Below are 4,962 nucleotides of genomic sequence, written 5' to 3'. Positions count from 1 at the left end.
CGGCCGCACGGGTGCTCAATAGCGAAGCGTACCAGCCCGCGACATCGCCGAACACCTGCTGCCTAATGCCGCGCTAAGCGATTTGCGACACCCTCCGAAGGGCAGGGCGTGAAGCACTGTGTTTACTCAAGCGCGTTGTCGTGGACGTACTCCAGTACCTGTACGGCATCGTTAGCCATATTGGTGAACACATCGATACCGCCATCTTCGTTATTGAAGATAGAGGAGGTGTCGACCGTGCCGAAATCGTCTTGAAGAACCTCGTAAATATCGACGGTTATCGGCACATAGATGGTGTCGCCTTCGCTGTTTGTTTGCTCATCGAGCACGACTACAGTTACGCCGCTGTAGGTATCGCTGGCGCTATAGTCATCGATACTGCCATCGGTGACGTAGGTTTGCAGGGCGTTTAGCGTGTCCTCGCCGAGGAAACCGGTGATGCCAATCACTTCATCGATAGTCAGTTCGCCGGTTTTATCCGAAGCAGCCGACAGTGCTGAGGCGGCCAGCTCAAGCACAGCATCCTGGGGCACGACGAAGCTGTAAGTAGTGTCCTGGCCGTCGGAACTGGCGGTAGCGGTCAGTGTGACCACAGAGACGCCGTCATCATTCACGCTGACGGGGGCGGTGAGGAGTGCCTCATACAGCGCCAGGTTTTCGAGCGGCGAATCGATAGTGACGCCGTCGACGACCAGGCGACCGGAAGCATCAAGCGTCACATCCTCGCCGAGAGTCAGGCCATCGAGCTTGCTCAACGCTTCGGTGAGCGAATGCTCTATGACAGTGGTCGGTGAGCGGGCCACGTTAAGGCGGCCAAACTCGACCTCCTGCAGTGTTACTCCATCCGGAAGAATGGTGCCTTCCGGCAGCTCGCCGTCGATCAGCTCGACTTGCGAGCCATCCGACAGAATAGCCACGGTGACGCTTTCGTCATCATTGGGGTGATACAGGGTGCCGTCATCATTACGCAGCACGATAACGATGTCGCCGTAGTCATCACCCTTCATGCGATCCCCGCCGGAGTTACCGCCGCCGGGCTTGCCTTCATTGCCGGATTGTCCTGCCCAGCTTGGGCGGTCGCTATCCTCCTCCTCTTCGGCCAGCAGGTCGATAATGTCCTGACGTCCCTGGCGCAGCCCTTTCAAACTGCTGCCGGCATTGTGGCCGGACTCCATCTGGCCATGACTCTGGCCGCTTATCCCGTGGCCGCCGCCGGTTCCATGGTCGCCTTCTTCATGGGAAGCGGCGAAGCTTGAGGAGGCGCTGAGGGCGAGCGCCAGTGACAGGGTGCAGGCCGAAATGGCCGTGGCAAGACGTTTTTTAGCTATTGTTTTCATTGTCTTAGTCCTTATTTTGAGTCTCGGATCCTGGGCGACTGATCAAAAGTAATAAACCAGGCCGGTACGGAAGCGGGAGCGTGAGTTATCGAACGTCATACTGTCCGAATTGTTCTGTTCGGTAGTGAATTTGTAGTCGTCAAAGTTGGTCTCGCTGTAATCGATGCGCAGGGCGGTCTTTCTTCCCAGCGGTATCTCGGCGCCGACGCCGATACGGGTGCCCCAGACCTCATCGTCGCGGCTGACGTGAGCGTTGCTGTTTTCGCCTTTTATCCAGTCGGTGTTAAACCGGGCTCTCTCTCTACCGAGGCTGGCAAACATCAGGGTTCCGTGCTGGAGGCGGTAACCCAGACGCAGGTTGGCAGAGGTGGAGGAGTTCATTTCTACGCTGAAGTCGCGGCCAGTGGGTGCGCGATCATGTTCCCAGCCAGCGCGGAGCAGGTCGGCATCCACTTCCAGTGCCAGCTGCCAGGGAGAGTCAAAGCTCCAGGCGTAGCCGATAAACGGTGCGAGAGCGCCGTGGCCGATGTCGCCAAAATCGCCCCCAAACGCGGAGGGCGCTGTGCTGCTGCTTTCATTGTGAAGGCCAGTAGCCTGTGAGGTGAGGCTTGAACTGCCCAGTGTCAGCCCGGCGTAAACGCCGCTCTGCTGGCTGGTGTCCACGACTTTCAGAGCTGTCTCGTTCATGCGCCAGCCAAGGCCAAGGGTGAACGCTGTGGCGCGGGGATCATAATCAGCGTACTCCGGCTCGCCGGTATGGCCGCTATAGCTGACGCTGTAGTCACGGCTGTCTGTTACACCGTAATCGAGTCGCAGGAAGGTATGTGGGCCGGTGGGGATCTCGGTGCCAAGGCCATACCTCAGCCCCCAGCGGGAGTCGGAGTCATCGTAAGCCTCTTGCGGATACACATTTACCCGGTTGTAGGTATCGAAGCGGCTGTAGGTACCGCCGACCCTCGCATAGATCAGGTTGTTGCCCGGCAGTGTGTGGCCAACGCGCAGGTCGAGCCCGGCACGGTCTTTAGTGTCGAGGCTGAGCGTCTGGGCATCGTCTTTAGCTTTGCTGTGGGCCAGATCAGCGTTACTCAGCAGATAGCTGCCCTCGAGGCCCAGATACCAGGCATCGATATAGTAGCCGTAACCAAGGAACGCGCCGCCGGTGAGTCCGGAGCCAGCAAAGTCGGATTTGTCTGAGCCATGGTGACCGCGTTCGCCGGATACCCTGGCGCCGGCGGTTTCTGATCCGCCAAGAACACCGGCGTAAAGGCCGGAGCTGGAGAGGGTGTCTGTGGTAAAGAACACCGGAGTGGCGTAGGGGGCGACCTGGTTTGTGCCTTCGGTTCCCAGGCGCATGCCGAGAGTCAGTATCAGTGTCTGGCTGTCGTAATCGGCGAAGGACTGCACATTAGCTCCATTGACCGCTGCGCCCGAGTTGTCGCCTAGTCGGGTTAATGATGAATTATGCTGGTCCAGGGTGTAACTGGCGCCGAAATAGACCGTCTTGGTCAGGTAGTGCCTGTAGCCGAGGGATGCGGCCAGCAGTTTGTCTGTTCTATCCAGCTCCTGGTAGTCCTCGTGGGCGAGGTAGAGTCCGGCGCTTAGTTCATCCCGGGGAGTGATGCGTGTGGCTATCTGCCCACTTAATCCTGTCACCAGGTATCCGGATGCCCCCGCCAGAGTGGTTTCTTCCAGCGAGCGTGAAAGGCTGAGGTTGAGCCGGGTGGCAGGAGTGATCTGCCAGTTCAGTCTGCCGCCAAAGTCGACCTTGCTGATACTGTTAAAACGAGGGTCATCGTAGTTCTGGTATAGCTGGCCAATAAACCCCTCAGTTGAGAGCGTCGGCGTGATGCGGGCTGACAGACCGAGGTTGATGCGATAGCCCTCGGAGTCGCGGTCAAAACCGTAGTCATCGACAGAATCCCTGTAGTTGCGCTGGTCTGCACGAATCTGCGCGAAGGGATAAATAGCCTGGCGAGGCTGGAAGTTCAGCCGGAGCCCCAGTGTCGACTGCAGTCTGTCCCGGTCGCTGTTGTTGATGCGGAGGCCGCTAACCGTATTGTTGTCGTCGAATCGATAGGATTCGAGGGACCCTGCCAGGCGCCAACCAAGATCGCTGCCGGTGTGGCTGAGCAGGCCGTAAGCGTCGGTCACATCATATTCGGTTGGCGACGTTGCCGCGGCAGGAAGATCGGGGCTTGAGCGATCCTCATGCACGCGGTTGTGGCCCAATCCCAGGCTGCCACGGGTGTTCGGTGAAAATCTGCGCTGCAGTCCGGCGTTAAACCAGTAATCATCGTAGTTTTCGTCGTTGTAACTGTCGTAGCGGCCGCTTTCGAAACCGGCGTTGGCGTTCCATCTCAGCTCCTCGCTGCCGGTGGTCACACCGGTATTGGCGGAGAGACCGAGCAGTTGATCATCTCGGGTCTGATCGTGTTCAGCATAGAGGTTGTCTACCTGGCGGTAGAAAGTTTCCAGCTCGCCGCTCCAGATGGGTGTCTTGGAAGAGGGGGAGTCGGTGGTCGGCTCGGTGGGTTCGGCAGCAATGGATGGATTGGTTTCTGCCAGCCCCATCAAAAGCAGGGAGAGCAGGGGTAAGCGGGTGTGAAAGCCAAGCATCATTAATCGTCTTTAGTTCGGTTAATAGCGATGGCCGGTCCATGGCTCTACGGTTTCTGTATAGCCAATAAAGCACATGGTTGGTATGGGTTTTATATATTTATTTATTCTAAATTAACCGTTTGCTGATGATTTTTTATACTCATTTAATGCATCTATTTGTTTCGGTTAAGAATATTCTGCGTTCGATTCGAGGTTGCGAAACCTGATCCCTGTCAGGTTTGTGTGAAATCTATACAGCTAGTATCAGCTGCTTGTTGATCAACGTTTACACAGCTTCAGGCTTTGAGCGGTGTATAAAAAAATATTTGCGATAACCGTTTGACAATACAGGGAAAGCCATTAAAATTCGCACTCCGTTCTGAGGGGTAACCCACAGCAACGAAGCGGCACTGCCGCAGAGACTCTAAGTCTCAGATAGTGGAGTGGTAGTTCAGTTGGTTAGAATACCTGCCTGTCACGCAGGGGGTCGCGGGTTCGAGTCCCGTCCATTCCGCCACTTTGAAAGTTGAAAGGTTAGAATACCTGCCTGTCAGCTCTCAATGGGATCCAGGGTCGCAAGCCCAGAGGATTCAGCCACTTCTTCCCGAAAGCCTTGGGAAGTCGTAGAGGTTGTAAAGGTCACGTTTTGGGCGAATAGCTCAGTTGGGAGAGCATCTGCCTTACAAGCAGAGGGTCGGGGGTTCGAACCCCTCTTCGCCCACCAAGACGCGGAGTGGTAGTTCAGTTGGTTAGAATACCTGCCTGTCACGCAGGGGGTCGCGGGTTCGAGTCCCGTCCATTCCGCCAATTTGGAAGTTGAAAGGTTAGAATACCTGCCTGTCAGCTCTCAATGGGATCCAGGGTCGCAAGCCCAGAGGATTCAGCCACTTCTTCCCGAAATCCTTGGGAAGTCGTAGAAGTTGTAAAGGTCACGTTTTGGGCGAATAGCTCAGTTGGGAGAGCATCTGCCTTACAAGCAGAGGGTCGGGGGTTCGAACCCCTCTTCGCCCACCAAGACACGGAGTGG

At 56.5% G+C, this 4,962-nt stretch carries 2 protein-coding genes and 4 tRNA genes; 4 read left to right on the top strand and 2 right to left on the bottom strand.

The window, feature by feature from the left end; translation table 11 throughout:
- Positions 1–122: 122 nt before the first annotated feature.
- On the bottom strand, positions 123–1,337 hold the full coding sequence (locus tag CLV83_RS08535) for a hypothetical protein (protein WP_132290202.1): 1,215 nt from the start codon (positions 1,335–1,337) through the stop codon (positions 123–125).
- 42 nt (positions 1,338–1,379) lie between these two features.
- Positions 1,380–3,956, bottom strand: coding sequence for an outer membrane beta-barrel protein (locus tag CLV83_RS08530; RefSeq protein WP_132290199.1), 2,577 nt, complete (start codon positions 3,954–3,956; stop codon positions 1,380–1,382).
- 419 nt (positions 3,957–4,375) lie between these two features.
- On the opposite strand from CLV83_RS08530, the gene CLV83_RS08525 reads away from it, so the two are divergent.
- From CLV83_RS08525 to CLV83_RS08510, 4 genes are all read left to right on the top strand, one after another.
- Positions 4,376–4,452 (top strand) — tRNA-Asp (locus CLV83_RS08525).
- A gap of 131 nt (positions 4,453–4,583) precedes the next feature.
- Positions 4,584–4,659, top strand: a tRNA-Val gene (locus CLV83_RS08520).
- 6 nt (positions 4,660–4,665) lie between these two features.
- Positions 4,666–4,742: transfer RNA gene (locus CLV83_RS08515), tRNA-Asp, on the top strand.
- A gap of 131 nt (positions 4,743–4,873) precedes the next feature.
- Positions 4,874–4,949: transfer RNA gene (locus tag CLV83_RS08510), tRNA-Val, on the top strand.
- The last annotated feature ends 13 nt before the right edge of the window (positions 4,950–4,962 follow it).

Origin of the sequence: Marinobacterium mangrovicola, from assembly GCF_004339595.1 — a bacterium.
Taxonomy (GTDB): domain Bacteria; phylum Pseudomonadota; class Gammaproteobacteria; order Pseudomonadales; family Balneatricaceae; genus Marinobacterium_D; species Marinobacterium_D mangrovicola.
The sequence above is the reverse complement of the archived record's forward strand: the minus strand, read 5'-3'. Positions and strand labels throughout refer to the sequence as shown.